The following is a 16,645-nucleotide window of genomic DNA, read 5'->3' on the forward strand; positions in this document are numbered from 1 at the left end:
ATGACACAATCGATCAAAATAGGTTTGGTACAACAAGCCTGCGGCTCTGCGGACAAGGATGTCAATCTGAAGATATCGATTCAGGGTGTGAAAGATGCCGCGGCCCAGGGTGCGAAACTGGTATTGCTGCCGGAACTCCATCTCGGCCCTTATTTCTGCCAGACGGAAGATTGCAGCCGTTTCGATCTGGCCGAACCCATACCGGGACCGACCACCGAAATCTTGGGCGTACTTGCTAAAGAGCTTGGAATAGTCATCGTAGCTTCGCTATTCGAACGGCGCGCTCCGGGGCTATATCACAACACGGCTGTCGTACTGGAAAAAAACGGCAGTTTGGCGGGTAAATACCGAAAAATGCATATACCCGATGATCCGGGATATTATGAAAAATTTTATTTCACGCCCGGTGATATAGGTTTCAAACCGATAACCACCTCATTGGGAAAACTCGGAGTCTTGGTATGCTGGGACCAATGGTATCCGGAAGCCGCGCGGCTAATGGCCCTTGCGGGTGCCGATCTGCTGCTGTACCCCACGGCCATCGGCTGGAATCCGGACGACGACGCCGACGAACAGCAAAGGCAATTGCAAGCCTGGATAACCATTCAACGGGCACACGCCGTTGCCAATGGCCTACCGGTCATCTCCTGCAATCGCATCGGGCACGAGCCTGATCCAAGCGGTCAAACCAGAGGCATCATGTTCTGGGGAAATAGTTTTGTCGCCGGCCCCCAAGGGGAAATTCTTTGTCAGGCCAACGAGAAAGAAGAGCGGGTTATGGTGGTTGAAATAAACCGCCGCCGATCGGAGGACGTCCGTCGAATCTGGCCGTACCTGCGTGACCGGCGGATCGAAGAGTATGGCGGATTGACTAAACGTTATCTGGATTAGCAAAATCGCCGCGAAACCAGGTACAAGAATTCATCGGCAGCCAAGTTTCAGGAGCCAAAATCCTTTCGATCCTGTTCACTCGATAGCAGAATTGCAGTGGAACCCGGCGGTCCGGCCGGGGACCTTATCTTGCTCTCGATCAGGACTTCACTTCAAAGTCCTCCAGCTTATGGCCTTGCTCGATGAGCGTTTGCAGCCATTTCGGTTTCATACCACGGCCGGTCCATTTTTGAGACAGATTATTGGGGTTTTGGTATTTAACCGGAACTTTACTGCCCTTTCTCCCGGAGACCTTTGTGCCTTCAGTGATGTCCACATTAACACCGATCGAAGCAGCCAATTCCTTTATCTTGCTTATGACTTCCTTGCGCTTAGTTTCCTTCTTTTCTTTCAACGCTTTCTGAGCGTTTTCGATCATGTTTGCCAGTTCGGCTTCGGAAAGGTCTGCTAAATTGCCCTTCATAAACTACCTCTATTATAAAATTGACGTAACAAGATATAGGTTAACCTTGTGAAGACGTAATTAGTATATTAAAAAAATATAAAAAATAAATCGCTCATATTTTAGACAATTAGATAGAAGCAATGAGCGCTGATTCCGCAGTGCCCGTGTTAAAACGGAAGATTGGCGTTATTTCGATTGAATTCCAAGAACCAGGCTGTATCGATGCCGGTCCTACCTGTCAACAATTTGACCGTATATATATAGGTAGACATCCGAATACCGCTAACCCGGTCGCACGAGAGCCTAGAGCAGATTTTTCTGCGACACTACCCCTTTAGTTATTCGTTCGACATTCATCACTTCAGAGCCATGAATCAAGCTGCAAAACAGTTCGGAGCCATTTCACCGTTCACGCCGACCGTTCCGGGCTACAACGCCCCGTCCATGGTCTGGCAAAACCTAAATGGCTGCGGCGATTCTCTGGCCTTGGCTCAGGCGGTAAAGCAAGATAAACGGCTCTATCTGATCGTGACCGAAGATACGCAAACCGCTCTGAGGCTCGAACACGAAATCGAGTTTTTTCTGGACGGAAGCGCGCCGGTACTCCACTTTCCCGATTGGGAAACCCTGCCTTACGACGTTTTCTCTCCCCTGCCCGAAATCGTCTCGGAACGGCTGAAAACGCTCGCCCAATTGGCGCGCATCGAACACGGAATACTGATTACTCCGGTCGCCACCTTGATGCAGCGGTTGGCGCCGCGCTCGCATGTATTGGCCAACACCTTTGCGCTAAAAGTAGGCAGCCGGCTTAATCTAGAAGAGACCCGGCAAAGACTGGAAAGCGTCGGATACGAGTGCGTGTCGCAAGTTCTGCAACACGGGGAATTTGCGGTACGGGGATCGATCATCGATCTTTTCCCTATGGGCAGTACCGTCCCGTATCGTATCGAGCTTTTCGACGATGAAGTGGAATCGATCAGGACTTTCGATACCGAGACTCAACGTTCCCTGGAGAAAGTCAGAGAAATCAGCTTATTTCCCGCTCGCGAGTTTCCTTTCGACGAGGAAGCGATCAAACGGTTTAGACGGGCATTCCGAACGCATTTTTCCGAGGCGTCCATCAACAATCCTTTGTATCAGGACGTCAGCAAAGGCATCGCGTCGGGCGGCATCGAGTACTATCTGCCGCTGTTCGTGGACCAAACCGAAACCTTGTTCGACTATCTGCCGAAAACGGCCGCGGTCGTTCTACACCGTGCCATCGACGATGCCGCCGAGGTTTTCTTTCGAGAGGTCGAAAAGCGGCACGATCACCGGTCGGGGCATATCGACCGCCCTCCACTCCCGCCGGAATCGCTGTTTCTGACGCCCAGCATTCTGGCCGAACGGCTTGCCGTCCATCCCAGAATCTGGATTGCGTCCTCTCCCGCGCGTCCTACCGAAAAATTCGATTCGGTCGACTACGATTGCCGGCCGCTTCCCCCTGTCGCGATAGACCCGAAATTGAAGCAGCCGGCTGTCGCATTGTCCTCTTTCCTAAGCGAGAAGGCTGGCAGGATTTTGTTCGTCGCGGAAACCGCGGGTCATCGGGAAGCACTGCTGGATACCCTGGCGAAATACGCCATAAAGCCGCAAGTCGTCGAAAACTGGCAAGGATTTCTCGCCGCCGAGAAAAGCCCCTGCCTGGTCGTCGCGCCGATGGACCACGGCCTCTGGCTTACCGATCCGCCGTTGGCCATCATTACCGAAACTCAGCTTTCCGGAGAAAGGGTTCAACAACGGAGACGGCGCCGGACCGCAGCCGATCGCAACCTCGAACAGATCTTCCGTAACCTGGAGGAACTGGATATCGGCTCACCGGTCGTGCATCAGGATCACGGCGTCGGCCGCTATCTCGGCCTGACCAAGCTGACAGTAGGCGGGATCGAAACCGAGTTCCTCGCACTGGAGTATGCAAACAACGACAAGCTGTACGTCCCGGTTTCCTCTTTGCACCTGATCAGCCGGTACAGCGGCGCCAGCCCTGACACCGCCCCCCTGCACAAACTGGGCGGGGAACAGTGGCAAAAGGCCAGGCGCAAGGCACTCGAGAGGGTAAGGGATATCGCGGCGGAACTGCTGAATATTTACGCCAAGCGAGCGGCCAAGGAGGGACACGCCTATAAAACGGTGACCGAGGAATATGCCGCTTTCGCCGCCGGCTTTCCCTTCGAGGAAACGCCCGATCAGGAGAACGCCATCCTCGACGTCGTCAAGGACATGGCCGCGCCCCTCCCCATGGATAGAGTCATCTGCGGCGATGTCGGCTTCGGCAAGACCGAAGTAGCCATGCGAGCGGCTTTCATCGCGGCGCAAAACGGCAGACAGGTGGCGGTTCTGGTGCCCACGACCCTATTGGCGCAGCAGCATTTTCAGAATTTCCGGGACCGCTTTGCCGACTGGCCGATTCGGGTCGAGGTGGTTTCACGCTTCGTCGGCAAAAAACAGCAGGAGCAGCTTCTCGAAGACTTGGAGAAGGGCACGATAGATATCCTCATCGGCACCCACAAGATTCTGCAAAAGGATGTCCGCTTCAAGAACCTGGGACTGGTGATCGTCGACGAGGAGCACCGGTTCGGCGTCGCCCAGAAAGAGCATTTCAAGAAACTCCGCAGCGAACTGGATTTTCTCACCCTGACCGCGACGCCGATTCCGCGCACGCTCAATATGGCGATGTCCGGGCTCCGGGATATTTCCATCATCGCCACTCCGCCGCCTAACCGGCACGCCATCAAGACCTTCGTCAGCGAATGGGGCGATGCCCTGATTCAGGAAGCAATACTCCGAGAAATCAAACGCGGCGGGCAGGTTTATTTCCTGCACAACAAGATCGAAACCATGGAAAAAGCGGCGCGGGACTTGGAGAAGCTGGTGCCGGTCGCCCGTGTCCGCACCGCTCATGGGCAGATGGCGGAGCGGGAACTGGAGCGGATCATGCTGGATTTTTACCATCAGCGTTTCAACGTACTGCTTTGCACCACCATCATCGAAAGCGGTATCGACGTTCCGACGGCAAACACCATCATCATCCACCGCGCCGATTTGCTGGGACTCGCCCAGCTGCACCAGATTCGAGGGCGGGTCGGCCGCTCGCATCATCGCGCTTACGCTTATCTGGTGGTACCGCCGAAATCCTTGATGACCGCCGACGCGGTCAAGCGGCTCGAGGCGATCGAGGCCACGGGCGAACTCGGAGCAGGGTTCATGCTATCTTCCCATGACCTCGAAATCCGCGGCGCCGGCGAGTTGTTGGGCGATGAACAAAGCGGCCAGATTCAAGAAATCGGTCTCAGCCTGTATACCGAGTTGCTGGAACGGGCTGTGGCGGCACTCAAATCGGGCAAATCGCTGGATCTCGACATGCTTCCCCACGAGGCCGGCCCCGAGATCGACCTCCAGTGTCCAGCCCTCATTCCCGACACTTATCTGCCGGACGTTCACACCCGTCTCGTGCTCTACAAGCGCATCGCCAATGCCAAGAACGAAGAGGATTTGCGCAAGCTGCAGGTGGAAATGATCGACCGGTTCGGACTCCTGCCTCCGCAGACCAAGAACTTGTTCGCGATCACCGAACTCAAACTGAGAGCGGAAGCCCTCGGGGTCCACAAGATCGAAGCGGGCTCCGGAAACGGCCGGCTATTATTCAATCCGAATCCGGCCGTCGATCCGGCCCAGGTGATTCGTCTGATCCAAGCCCAACCGCAAACCTACAAACTGGACGGCCCGGATAAACTGAAATTTTTTGCCCGCTTCGATACTCCCGAGAGTAAGGTCGTTTTCATCGGCCAATTGCTGGAGGAACTGGCCGCTTAGTTCGACTGACCGCTTTCGCCTGAACGGCGGCTCTTGGCGGAAAGAACGGTTACCGACCCTCATGGCCGTACTTTTATTTAATGCGGAGTTTTTTGTGCGGTATTTCTTGTTTTCGTTCTTGATTTTGCTGATCGGCTTATCGACCGCTTACTACTGGGCCGGACTGGCCGGTCTCTTCCTGGCGGGCATTTTGAGCGTGATGGAGGTCAGCCTTTCGTTCGACAATGCCGTGGTCAACGCCTCGGTACTGAAAAAAATGACCCCGCGCTGGCAGAGGCGTTTTCTCACCTGGGGCATGGTTATCGCCGTATTCGGGGCCCGTTTTCTCCTGCCCATCCTGATCGTCGCCGTCATCACCGGGCACAGCCTACAGGATGTGGTGATCATGGCTTTCCGAGAAAGCGACGAGTACGCCCGTCACATCACGTCCGCGCACATACAGATTTCCGCGTTCGGCGGCATGTACCTGCTGCTCGTGTTTTTCAGCTTTCTGTTCGAATCGGAAAGAACGCTGCACTGGCTGGGCTGGGTCGAACGCCGCTTGTCGCGCCTGGGCAAACTGGAATCGATCGAGGTCATCACCGCGCTCACGGCTCTTTTGACCGCTCAACACTATCTGCCGCACGAAGAGCGCCTGGACGCCCTGATCGCCGGATTGGCCGGCGTCATCCTATTCGTCCTGGTAAAAAGTCTGTCCGCCCTTTTCGAAACCCCGAAAGCCGCCGAACACACGGCACACAAAGCCGGCTTCATGTCCTTTCTTTATCTGGAAATACTCGATCTGTCTTTCTCTTTCGACGGCGTCATCGGCGCTTTCGCATTATCCAAGGACGTCGTGATCATCATGCTGGGCCTGACCATAGGCGCGATGTTCGTGCGCAGCCTCACGGTTTTCCTGGTTCACAAGCGCACCCTGGACGAATACCTGTTCCTCGAACACGGCGCCCACTACGCCATAGGCGCGCTGGCCCTCCTGATGCTGGCCAGCATGGTCGTCGAAGTGTCCGAAGTGATAACCGGACTGACCGGGATGGGGTTCATTCTGCTGTCGCTGCTGTCGTCTGTTCGTCACAAACGGAGACACCTACGCCGGAAGACCGCTTGAGACAAACGTTATATAGCCTTGAAGCCGGACTCTTAATCGACGATAATACGTTCTCTTCAGCCCCGCCATAGGACATGGCCGGGTCTTCGAGTTCAATGGCGAGTCGCGTCGGTCCCCTCGCAACGATACGCTGTAAACCCCGTCAGGCCCGGAAGGGAGCAGCGGTAGCAGCGGATTCGTGTGCCGAGGTGCGGCTGGCGCGGCTTGCCGCCCTAATTCATTCATCCCGGTCGATAGCGTGCACAAACCCAGAATGCCGTATCAGGCCCTAGCCCGGAAATGGCGCCCCCGCACTTTTAGCGAAATCGTCGGCCAGGAGCATGTGGTCCGAGCGTTGACCCACGCGCTCGAATTCGACCGTATGCACCATGCCTATCTCTTCACCGGCACCCGCGGCGTCGGCAAAACCACCATCGCTCGAATCCTGGCCAAGGCGCTCAATTGCGAGGATCGAAAAACTTACGACCCGTGCGGCGAGTGCGTGATCTGCCGCGAAGTGGACGAAGGCCGCTTCGTCGATTTGATCGAAGTGGATGCCGCTTCGCGCACCAAAGTCGAAGATACCCGCGACCTGCTCGAAAACGTGCAGTACGCCCCCAACCAGGGGCGGTACAAGGTCTACTTGATCGACGAAGTGCACATGCTTTCGGGGCATAGCTTCAATGCCCTGCTCAAGACGCTTGAAGAACCGCCGCCCCACATCAAATTCCTGCTGGCCACGACCGATCCGCAGAAAATTCCGGTCACGGTGCTGTCGCGATGCCTGCAATTCAATTTGAAGCGGCTGACGCCGGATCAGATTCGCGCCCAGATGGAAGAAATCCTAAGGCGCGAGAGCATCGAATACGAGGCCGCCGCCGTGAAGCTGCTAGCCCGTGCCGCGGAAGGCTCCATGCGCGACGGGCTGAGTCTTCTCGATCAGGCAATCGTCCACGGCGGCGGCCGGCTCAGGGAAGCCGAAGTCAGCCTGATGCTGGGCACCGTGGCGAGGCATCCGGTCTTCGAGCTTCTTTCGGCACTGGCCGAAGGCGATGCCGCAACCTTGCTCCGGCACATCGAGCAGATGGCGGAGCACACGCCGAATTTCGCCGACGTGCTGCAACAAATCCTGATCATCCTGCACCATGCATCGCTCGCCCAATGGATTCCCGAGGCGATCAAGCGGGAGGACGACGCCGACCTGATTTTGAATCTCGCACAACGGATCGGCGCAGAGGATTTGCAGCTGTTTTATCAGATCGGCTTGATCGGACAGCGGGACTTGCCGCTCGCCCCCGATCCGCGCTCGGGTTTCGAAATGGTGATGCTGCGCATGCTGGCCTTTCGTCCGGCGACGAAATCTGCGGACCTGCGGAGTGCCGTCGACGCGGCTCCCCCACGAAAAACCGATCCGCCGAAAATTGCTCGTCCGCTCGACGCTAGCCCCGTCTCCATGCCGACTCAGGTCGAAGCCGAGCCTGCTCCCGAACCGATTAAGACCGAGATCGGAACAGCTCCTGCGCCGCCCGCGTCTCGAATCGGATCGAGCCATGACTGGCACGGACTGATCCAGGCGATGGGCGTCGCCGGACTGACTCGCGAACTGGCGAACAATTGCGTATTGCAAGACCTGGACGAAAAATCCTGTATCCTGGTGCTCGATCCACAACATGCTCACCTCCGCGTCAGCCGGGTGGAGGCCAACCTGGAAAAGGCTCTGAGGGATTATTTCCGAAGTCCTTTGAAACTGACGATCAAAATCGAGGCGCCCGGACGGGAAACGCCTGCTTCGCTGATTCAACGCGAAAAAGAGGAACGCCAGCGGACCGCGGAAATCGAAATAGAGCAAGACGAGAACATCAGGGCACTGAAAGAGCGTTTCGACGCCCGTATCATCCCAGGTTCCACCAAACCCATTGACTGACGGAGAATCCCATGAAAAACCCGCTCGCCAATCTCATGCAGCAGGCGCAGAAGATGCAGGAAAACCTGCAGAAGGCCCAGGAGGAATTAGCCGCTTTGGAAGTTCAAGGCGAATCGGGCGGCGGACTGGTCAAGGTCGTCATGAACGGCAAAAAGGAAGTGAAAAAGGTCAGCATCGACGAAAGTCTGGTAAGAGACGATCGCGACATGTTGGAAGACTTGGTCGCCGCCGCCGTAAATGACGCGGTAAACCGGGTCAATCGCCTCAAACAGGAAAAAATGTCGGCTTTAACCGGCGGTATCGAGCTGCCCGCCGGATTCAAACTTCCGTTTTGAACGAGTCCCGCCCTAACATTCGACCGCTCTATCGCCAATGCCAAAGACCGGGGCCTTGTCCCAATTGATGCAAGCCCTGCGCTGCCTGCCGGGCGTGGGTCCGAAATCGGCCCAGCGGATGACGTTCTATCTTCTTCAGCGCGACCGGCAAGGCGCGCGGAGTCTCGCCGAATCCCTGCTTTCCGCTCTCGAAAAAATCGGACATTGCGCGCTATGCCGCACCTTGACCGAAGGCGAACTGTGTAATATCTGCGCCAGTCCCAATCGCGACAGAACGCAGTTGTGCATCGTAGAAACGCCTGCCGAGGTTTATGCAATCAGTCAGGCAACCGGATTCAAGGGTCTCTTTTTCGTGCTCAACGGAAGGCTTTCTCCGCTGGATGGCATCGGCCCGGAGGAGTTGCGCCTCGATTTGTTGGAACAGCGGTTGAGGTCGGGCGAAGTCGCGGAAATCATCCTAGCCACCAATACCACGGTGGAAGGAGAAGCCACAGCTCACTACATCAGCGAGATGGCGAGGAAGAACGGAGTTCGGACGACCCGCATAGCCTACGGCGTACCCTTCGGCGGCGAACTGGAATACGTCGACGGCGCCACCTTGGCACATGCGTTCGACGGCCGCAAAGACTTTTGAACCTCGAGACGGCAGTTGACCGCTTTGATGGTGTAGAAAAGCCCTAGGGATTCCGACCGTCCAGCCTTACTATTCCCGTTTCTAGGTTAGACCCAGCGGAGGAAACGATGACGGATTGTCTGTTTTGCAAGATGGTCGCCGGCGACATCAAGCCTGCGGTGGTATACGAGAACGATCACGTGCTGGCGTTTCGGGATATTCGGCCGCGTGCACCGGTTCATGTGCTGGTCATACCGAAGCGGCACATCCCGACTCTCGACGATCTGCCCGAGGCCGACTCGGTATTGGCTTCCGAGCTACTGCAAGCGGCCAGGAAAGTCGCCCGATCCGAAGGCATCGCGGACACGGGCTACCGCACGGTCATCAATTGCCGAGGGGATTCCGGCCAAGAGGTCTACCACCTCCACCTCCACGTTCTCGGCGGACGCCCGATGAGCTGGCCGCCGGGTTAATGCCGACGCCGACGGGCTACTCAGATCCGGATTAAAGATCCGGCGTTTTTCCGCCGGATCTTTAATCCGCCACTACGGATTTTCCGGAAACCCCGGCCGGGTACTTATTCCTCCTCGTCTTCCGAGTGGAAATCGATACCCAGAATCGACCAATTCTTGAAATCCGTCGGGTCGTTCTCGACCAAACGGATTTTGCAAGCAAACTTCCTCTCCATCTGTCCCTTCTCGGGATCGACCACCCTGATGCCTGAACGAATGATGTAGGTTCGATTGCCCAAGGCCCACGCATCGTACTTGGCGTCGAGAAAGTCGGCATTTTCAGGCAACATACCCTCTTCTTTCATCGAATTTTTGCAGTGCATCAGCGCGAAGTCGGTACGTTCATTTTTGACGTTACCCAACTGTTCTTCTTCCGTTTCTTGCTCAAAGAACACATCCGATTCGACCACTTTCATCACGAAAGGAAGCACTGCTTTGTCCAAAAGGACATAAAGCAGGATGATGAAGAGGAATAAGAAAAGAAGTGAATACTTGCTACGCAATAAATCTTTCATGGCTGACGCTTTGTTATAGTCTTAGGTAAATTGATAATTGAATAATTTTGGCACGTTCATAAAAGGAGGACAGATTTTGCGGCAGCAGAAAAAAATGTATATATTGATCGCTTAACCAAACGGCTTTTCGAAGCTCCCTCGGCTGGGCGAAGCAACAGACCGCAAAACAGCAGCTAAGACCCCTCAGATTGCTATTAGTGCCCGCATTGACGTTACGAATTATTTTTCTATGGATTTTTTCGCGACGTGACCAGCCTTCCAGATTTGACAGCCAAGCTTACCAAACAGGATAAGAAACTGGTCGTGGCCATCTCGTCCAGAGCACTATTCGACTTGGACGAATCCCACGCTATTTTCGAACAGGACGGCAAAGAAGCCTTCTGCCGGTACCAGGTCGAGCACGAAGACAGCGTCTTGGCGCCGGGCGTGGCTTTTTCGCTGGTCAAGAAACTCCTGGCGCTGAACCGGGTACTGGCCGCCCCGATGGTCGAGGTCATCCTGCTGTCGCGCAATAGCGCGGATACGGGACTTAGGGTTTTCAACTCGATTCGGCATCATGAGCTCGATATCTGTCGCGCGGCATTCACCAGCGGCCAATCGCCTTTCAATTACATCGCGGCTTTCGGCGCGCACCTGTTTCTCTCCGCGAACGCAGAGGACGTGGCCAAGGCCTTGGATGCCGGATATGCGGCGGCGACCATCATGTCGGCCAGCAAGTCCGCGAACGAGTCTGAACAACTGAGAATCGCTTTCGACGGCGATGCCGTGCTGTTTTCCGACGAATCGGAGCGCATCTATCGCTCCGACGGGCTGCAAGCGTTTACTGAAAATGAAATTACCGAGGCGCGAAATCCGCTCTCCGGCGGCCCGTTCAAAGCCTTTCTGGCCGCGCTCCACCAAATTCAGACCCTGTTCGGCCCGGACCAGTCGCCGATCCGGACCGCTCTCGTAACGGCCCGCGCGGCTCCCGCCCACGAACGGGTGGTCCGTACCTTGCGCGCCTGGAACATCCGCATCGACGAAGCGCTGTTTCTGGGCGGGATGGATAAAGGCCCGTTTCTGCGGGCGTTCGGCGCGGACATTTTTTTCGACGACCAAAAAGGCCATTGCGAATCCGCCTGCCTCCACGTCGCCACCGGCCACGTACCGCACGGCATCGCCAATCGTTAGCGTCCTACGCTTTTAAAACCGGCGTCAGCGGACTTCCGGACCACGTCACACAAATGCTCGGAAAAGTAACGCCTTCTTTTCCTCCGGAGCGTGTCGTGAGCCCAACATGTAAGTTGGGTTGGGAAACGAAACCGGGCATTTTCGCGGAAATGGCGGGATCCTTCGTCATCCGAGCCTACTAGTCCACCTCAAATGCCTATGGCGCTTCCGCTCGGCGTCGATTTGCTCCTCGACCTCGCCTTTTGAAAAACCGAGCATGGTCAGAACTTCCGCCGCAATCAGCAGGCTGGCCTCGAACATCTCGGGCACCACGTGATTGGCGCCGGCCATGATCAAGCCGGTGTAATCGCTGTGGTGCTGGGTCCTGACGATGATGGGCAGCGCATAGCCCGACGAGCGTATTTTCGAAACCGCTCGCTGGGCTTCCTTAAGCGATTTGAAGGTTAGGATCGCCAGGCGCGCGCGGGCGATGTGGCAACGCTCGAGCAGCTCGATCCGCTCGCAACTCCCGTAAATCACCAACTCGCCGTCCTTACGCCCTTTTTTGACCTGCTCGCTGTCGATATCCATCGCGATGAACGGAATCTGGTTGGTCCGCAAAAATCTCCCGATCATTTGCCCGACCCTACCATAACCGGCAAGGATCACGTGATCGCTCAAATCCGGCGGGACATGCTCGCTTTCTCTGTCGCGCGCCGAGAACCGCTGCCCTGCCATTCCGGCCAGAGCTTCGCTGATTTCGAAGTTGTAGCGGATCAGCACGGGACTCAAAACCATAGTGGCCCAGGCAATCAAAAGCACCCGTGAACTGGTGTCCGTGGCGAGTATGCCCACTTCGGTGGCCAAGGCGATCAGGGCGAAACCGAACTCGCTCACCTGAGCCAACAGCAGCCCGGCCTTGCAGGCGGTGGGGAAGGATTCGCCGACGATCAGAGCCGATGCGACTGTGATGGCCCATTTGCCCAGTACCACCAAGGCGGTACCGATCAGGAGCATGGACCACTCGCCGCTCAACAGCCCGATGTCGAGCTTCATGCCGAGACTCGCGAAAAACAGTCCCATCAAGATATCGCGGAACGGCCGTATGCTCATCTCGACCTGATGGCGGAATTCGCTCTCGCCCAGCATGACCCCGATGATGAAGGCGCCGAGCGCCATCGATAGGCCAAAGGCACTCATCAGCCAACCGGAGAGCAATACGATTACCAGAGTCGTCAGCACGAAGATTTCTTCGGATTGAATCTTGGTGATCTCATAGAAAACGTGCGGCAACACCCATCGCGCCACGCCGAGAAGAAAACCTCCCAAGAGCAGACTCGATCCGAGAGTCCACGCGATTTGCCGGTAAACCGGTTGATCGGGGGTAACGGCGAGCGCCGGAATGAGTATCAAAAGAATTACGGCGGCGAGATCCTGAAGAATCGAAACGCTTATGGACAGCTGGGCGTGGTGCCGATTGATGAGTCTCAGCTCATTTAATTCCCGCACGATGATCGCGGTCGACGACACCGTCAGCGCACCGGCGATCACCAGAGAGGCGGCGGACGAATAACCGCCGAACCAGATCAGGACGCCGGACATTACGGCGATCGTAAGGGTCAGTTGCAATACCCCCAAGCCGAACACCGACCGGCGCAGAGCGAGCAGCCTGGGCAGAGAGAATTCGAGCCCCAGATCGAATAGCAGGAAGGTGACGCCCAGATCGGAGAAGAGACGGATATTCGCGTCGTCTTTCACCAGGCCCAGCGCATAAGGCCCAATCACGGCGCCGGCGAATAGATAAGCCAGAATGTCCGGAATGCGGAAACGCCGAAAAACGACGACACTGACCAGCGAACTGGTCAGAATGACCAGCAGTTCAAGAAAAAATGCCGGTTGTTTCCAGTCGATCATGACTACCCCGGCTTAGGCGTGGCAGCTACTTTATAGATAAAGCCGGCGGCGAATAAATATCCGACAGGCGCTTATCCCGTTCGTTCAGCTAATCGAACAAGTAAATTTGATCCGGCGATACCGTCAAGCGAACGGCCTCATCCTTGGAGAAGAGATGCAATCCGGGCAGTCTTGCCGTCCAGACCGGCGCATCCGACAGTTGATCGCTGGCGCGTCCGGGACGAAAGTGAAGCAAAGTCTCGTGGCCCAGGTATTCCGCGTTGACGACTACGGCCGGAAAGCCGTTTCCGCCCTCTTCCGACAAACGCACGGCTTCCGGGCGAAAACCCGCGGTTACCGGCAAGCCGCGGTCGCGAAGGCTTGCCGCGCACTTGTCGGGCAACACCAGGAGGGCTTGTCCGTTGACCAAGAGTTGCAAGCGTCCGTCTAAGTCCTTTCGCAATTCCGCGGTAAACAAATTCATCGGCGGGTTGCCGATAAATCCCGCGACGAAGGCATTCGCCGGATGCTCATACAGTTCCTTGGGATTGGCCACCTGCTGAATGCGGCCTTGATCCAGCACGGCGATACGCTGCCCCAAGGTCATGGCCTCCACCTGGTCGTGAGTGACATAGATCATGGTCGCGCCCGTGCGCCGCTGCAGATCGCCGATTTCCGCCCGAACCTGAGTGCGCAGCTTCGCATCGAGATTCGATAGCGGTTCGTCGAGCAAGAACACCGTCGGCTCCCGCACCAGCGCCCGCCCCATGGCGACACGCTGACGCTGGCCGCCGGAAAGCTGCTTGGGCAGGCGGTCCATGACATCCCCCAATCCGAGCATGTCCGCGGCCCAGCCTACCCGCCGTCTGATTTCCTCCTTGGAGAGCTTCCGCATCTTCAAGGGAAATTCGAGATTGCCGCGCACAGTCATGGTCGGGTACAAGGCATAATCCTGGAACACCATGGCGATATTCCGCTGCTGCGGACTGAGCTCGTTCGCCACGCGGTCGCCGATTCTTATGATTCCCCCGGTGATCTCCTCGAGTCCCGCGAGCAGTCTCAGCAGGGTGGATTTGCCGCAACCCGAGGGACCGACGAAAACCATCAGCTCGCCGTCCTCGATGCGGAGACTCAGGTCGGAAATGGCCCGATGGCCATTCGGATAGGTTTTATCGACGTGCTCGAATTCGACGCTGGCCATCCTCGACAGGCCTAAAGTGGATGATGGACGTTTCGGCGCGCTGCGCCGCGATCGAAGGTGCGGATAAGCTTCGCTGTCGATGCCACGGTCAAGGCGCCTGATCGACGAACTTCTCGAAGCCGATCAGGGGCAAGGCCCGTTGTACGATCGGATCGGCCGCGAAGCGCTTCTGCACCGCATGGTCGGCGAGATGGTCCGCCAGAGCCACGAGAATCATCGCCTGATTCAGGCATAGATAGTTGTACGCCACTTCGCCCGTCACCGGATTCACCGCGTCGTAGAATCCGAAATCGCCGTAAATGGGATAAAGTTCGATCAGTTTCCGCAAATTGACCGCCGCTTCGGAGGGTTCGGTGAGCAGGGCCAGGGCCGCCGCATGAGGCGTTACCACGCCCTCGCCGTAGCCCGCCGCACCGAGAAACTTTACCCCGTACTCCGAATAGCGGTCCGCGCCCGGAGTAGAACTGGGCGACATGCCCCAGACCGGATAACCGAGCGACTCCAGCGCGTATGCCCGCTGTATGTCGGTATGCACTTTGCCGTTGTAGCCGAGGCTGCCCGGTGCGTGCTGCGCTTCATCCAGCACCAGCGCCGGCATCAGCGCCTCGAACAAACTGCCTCCCCACGACGGCACATAGCGGTAATCCCGCCATTGGTAATAGCCGCCGATCCAGCGAAAACCGTTCACGCTCTTCTCCGTGCGCTCCAGAGGCGTAAGCGACTGCCAATCGAATTCCGCCGGCAGGGTGCGCGCCATCCTGAACCAGTGTTCCTCGGGAACATCGCCCTTGCCGATGGCGATCAAGCTTCCGATGCGGGATTCGGCGTAAAACACCCCGTAATGGAAGGTCGACAGCAAGGCCATGTTCACATAATACCCGTGGGACATGAGCTTATGGTCGGGATCGTAAAAAAAACGGTAGTTGCCGTTTTCGATCAGCCGCGTGCAACGGGCAGCGAACTCCGGAAACGTCTGCCGCGCAACGACGAGACCCGCCGTCAGCCAGGACGAATCCACGAACGAGACGAAATTGCTGGTACGCTCCAGTGTCGTGGTGTTGTAGTAATTGAAATAAAAGCCCCGATAGGTTTCCAGAACTTCCAAGGTCGCGAGCGTCGCCGCGAGCCGTTCCAGCGCCTGCTCGCGGGTAATGAATCCGAGCTCGTGAGCGGCAACCACCGCTAGAAAATGAAAACCGATATTGGTGACGCTAGTGTAATCGCCGATTTTCGAAACCGAGAGATCGACGGAGCCGTTGCCGAAATGCACGCGATCCAGCGGCAAACCGTGCAGCTTGTCGGTCAAAGCGTCGAGGCCGCGCCAGGTATCCTGCGCGATGCGGCGGAGAAATTCCCGCTCGTCGGCAGGCAGGGTTTTGCCGTCGATCAAGGGCGTAGCGGGCCAGCCGGCCAGTCGCTCCCGCAGTTTGGGACGCGCCGCCGCTTCGCCGCCTAAAGCGTCTTCCCAGGCTTTCTTCTTTTCGGCGATGACCAGATCGCCGGTGCCGGGCCCCGGTTTGCCGGTTTTGATCAGCGCGATATCGTCGATCCAATAGGCCCCATTATGGACGCGCATCTCGCGCGGCGAAAAAGTAATGACGAAGGAAGACAATTGGCTCCAGTCCTTGATGCCGATCATGTAATTCAAAGGCACGACGACCTGTTTCCATTGATCGGTAATACCGCTCACCATGAAGCTGCCGACTTCCTTCATCCCGCTCCCTGCCGGTTCCGGACGGCGAAACTGCACCTCGAACTCGGGGTTGAAACCCTCGGCCGGATCTCCCTTGACCCAGAACCTCAAATGATCGTAGTCCGCCGCATCCAGCGAGTTCAAATTCAGCGACGCGCTGAACTCGCCGCTGGTTTCCGGGAGATCCACCGAATCGGCCGACGGCGGCAAGGCGTATCTCACCTGGAGGGACCTCCCCGAAACACCGTTCGTTCGGTCTTCGCCCAGCCGAAACGCCATGCTGGCCGGTTGTCGCTCCACTATGATCTTCCAATCGCTCAATAAGGCGGCTTCGTCCGCCTTACCGTCGAAATCCGCCAAATGAAATTCTTTTAATAAAGGTTCGTCGCTCAGGCCCAGATCGCTTCCCTTAACCGAAACAGCCATCAAACCCAGGCCGACCGTCAATAACAATTGCTGGATTAGGTTCACATCTCCGCCCGCCGGTTATCGTCTTATTGAGCACGAATCGGCCAATTTTATTAAAGTCGCTAAGAAT

The 16,645-nt window shown here is 56.7% G+C and carries 13 protein-coding genes and 1 other RNA gene; 9 read left to right on the forward strand and 5 right to left on the reverse strand.

The window, feature by feature from the left end:
* Positions 1–891, forward strand: a complete 891-nt coding sequence (locus ACWJJK_RS15740; RefSeq protein ID WP_156879597.1) for a carbon-nitrogen hydrolase — start codon at positions 1–3, stop codon at positions 889–891.
* 139 nt (positions 892–1,030) lie between these two features.
* On the opposite strand, the gene ACWJJK_RS15745 is transcribed toward ACWJJK_RS15740, so the two are convergent.
* Positions 1,031–1,354, reverse strand: coding sequence for an H-NS histone family protein (locus ACWJJK_RS15745; RefSeq protein WP_077728962.1), 324 nt, complete (start codon positions 1,352–1,354; stop codon positions 1,031–1,033).
* Positions 1,355–1,705: 351 nt separating this feature from the next.
* Here ACWJJK_RS15745 and mfd point away from each other — a divergent pair, with 351 nt between their 5' ends.
* From mfd to ACWJJK_RS15780, 7 genes are all read left to right on the forward strand, one after another.
* The gene (gene mfd, locus ACWJJK_RS15750) at positions 1,706–5,188 is read left to right on the forward strand and encodes a transcription-repair coupling factor (protein ID WP_454128275.1); all 3,483 of its coding nucleotides are present in this window, start codon (positions 1,706–1,708) and stop codon (positions 5,186–5,188) included.
* A 94-nt stretch (positions 5,189–5,282) separates the two neighbouring features.
* Positions 5,283–6,293 (forward strand): DUF475 domain-containing protein, encoded by a 1,011-nt coding sequence (locus ACWJJK_RS15755; protein ID WP_077729113.1) that lies wholly within the window; start codon positions 5,283–5,285, stop codon positions 6,291–6,293.
* A gap of 106 nt (positions 6,294–6,399) precedes the next feature.
* Positions 6,400–6,496, forward strand: an RNA gene (gene ffs, locus ACWJJK_RS15760) — signal recognition particle sRNA small type.
* 50 nt (positions 6,497–6,546) lie between these two features.
* Positions 6,547–8,196 carry a DNA polymerase III subunit gamma/tau gene (gene dnaX / locus ACWJJK_RS15765; RefSeq protein WP_077728960.1) on the forward strand — a complete coding sequence of 550 codons (1,650 nt, stop codon included), beginning with the start codon at positions 6,547–6,549 and terminating at the stop codon, positions 8,194–8,196.
* Between the two features lie 11 nt (positions 8,197–8,207).
* Positions 8,208–8,531 carry a YbaB/EbfC family nucleoid-associated protein gene (locus ACWJJK_RS15770; protein ID WP_077728959.1) on the forward strand — a complete coding sequence of 108 codons (324 nt, stop codon included), beginning with the start codon at positions 8,208–8,210 and terminating at the stop codon, positions 8,529–8,531.
* A gap of 37 nt (positions 8,532–8,568) precedes the next feature.
* On the forward strand, positions 8,569–9,165 hold the full coding sequence (gene recR / locus ACWJJK_RS15775) for a recombination mediator RecR (RefSeq protein ID WP_077728958.1): 597 nt from the start codon (positions 8,569–8,571) through the stop codon (positions 9,163–9,165).
* A gap of 107 nt (positions 9,166–9,272) precedes the next feature.
* The gene (locus ACWJJK_RS15780) at positions 9,273–9,617 is read left to right on the forward strand and encodes a histidine triad nucleotide-binding protein (protein ID WP_086135325.1); all 345 of its coding nucleotides are present in this window, start codon (positions 9,273–9,275) and stop codon (positions 9,615–9,617) included.
* A 104-nt stretch (positions 9,618–9,721) separates the two neighbouring features.
* On the opposite strand, the gene ACWJJK_RS15785 is transcribed toward ACWJJK_RS15780, so the two are convergent.
* The gene (locus ACWJJK_RS15785; RefSeq protein WP_240502423.1) at positions 9,722–10,171 is read right to left on the reverse strand and encodes a hypothetical protein; all 450 of its coding nucleotides are present in this window, start codon (positions 10,169–10,171) and stop codon (positions 9,722–9,724) included.
* A gap of 246 nt (positions 10,172–10,417) precedes the next feature.
* On the opposite strand from ACWJJK_RS15785, the gene ACWJJK_RS15790 reads away from it, so the two are divergent.
* The gene (locus ACWJJK_RS15790) at positions 10,418–11,341 is read left to right on the forward strand and encodes a 5'-nucleotidase (protein ID WP_240502422.1); all 924 of its coding nucleotides are present in this window, start codon (positions 10,418–10,420) and stop codon (positions 11,339–11,341) included.
* 165 nt (positions 11,342–11,506) lie between these two features.
* Here ACWJJK_RS15790 and ACWJJK_RS15795 read toward each other — a convergent pair whose 3' ends face one another.
* From ACWJJK_RS15795 to ACWJJK_RS15805, 3 genes are all read right to left on the reverse strand, one after another.
* The gene (locus tag ACWJJK_RS15795) at positions 11,507–13,234 is read right to left on the reverse strand and encodes a cation:proton antiporter (RefSeq protein ID WP_086135324.1); all 1,728 of its coding nucleotides are present in this window, start codon (positions 13,232–13,234) and stop codon (positions 11,507–11,509) included.
* A gap of 88 nt (positions 13,235–13,322) precedes the next feature.
* Complete coding sequence (locus tag ACWJJK_RS15800; RefSeq protein ID WP_086135323.1) at positions 13,323–14,414, reverse strand: ABC transporter ATP-binding protein; 1,092 nt, start codon at positions 14,412–14,414, stop codon at positions 13,323–13,325.
* An 88-nt stretch (positions 14,415–14,502) separates the two neighbouring features.
* A complete protein-coding gene (locus tag ACWJJK_RS15805) occupies positions 14,503–16,578 on the reverse strand; it encodes a glucoamylase family protein (RefSeq protein ID WP_156879595.1) in 2,076 nt (691 codons plus the stop codon).
* Positions 16,579–16,645: the final 67 nt, after the last annotated feature.

The organism is Methylocaldum gracile, from assembly GCF_053646815.1.